The organism is Vibrio sp. 1727, assembly GCF_033344415.1.
GTDB classification, from domain to species: Bacteria; Pseudomonadota; Gammaproteobacteria; order Enterobacterales; family Vibrionaceae; genus Vibrio; species Vibrio alginolyticus.
On sequence record NZ_JAWPOT010000380.1, the window covers coordinates 1 to 635 of the forward strand.

The window sequence follows — 635 nt, forward strand, 5'->3', positions numbered from 1 at the left end:
CGCTAAATCGTCCTGAGCTGTTTGAGCGAAAAGAACCCATCATTCAACAGCACACCATCATCATCCCGCCGCAGACCTTGTTTTTGAACGGCGAAAGCTTCCAGCCAAACCGCGTTGCACTCATTGACTTTTTGACCCAAGAAGTGGCTTTACGTGGCACTCCATCTGCTTTGGACGTTTACACCGAAGTGGAGCAAGGTGAATTGGTGCTTGGCGAGCTCTCTCTGGATTTCAAAGGGCCGGGTTATAACGCCACGGTTTTCGTTGATATGACCACTGGCGACGCTGATATCGAAACCACCAATTATGGCGCGGTGGCACTGCTGAATGATCTGCATAAAGGTCGTAACAGTGGTGATGTTTGGAAGTGGTTTATCGACATCACTGCGCTGCTGATGGTGTTTTTCGTCCTGACCGGTGTATGCCTGTTATTGCCGAAGAAAAAGACGTTCAGAACATCACTACAGTGGATGAGCTTTGGCTCGTTGCTGTCGCTCGACATTTATTTTGTTGCTGTGCCTTAACAGCCAGTTGTAGAGAAAAGCTTATGTTGAACACAGGCAAGTTACTTCGCCAAAACCTATTTTGCAAAGCGGCGTTGGTAGCGGCTTTAGCACCATGGCCAGTTTTGGCTG

General features: G+C 48.7%; 1 protein-coding gene. It reads left to right on the forward strand.

Annotation, left to right across the window (positions count from 1 at the left end):
- The coding region (locus tag R8O10_RS25855; RefSeq protein ID WP_318192046.1) for a PepSY-associated TM helix domain-containing protein at nt 1-524 on the forward strand (524 nt) is incomplete at its 5' end.
- Between the last annotated feature and the right edge of the window lie 111 nt (nt 525-635).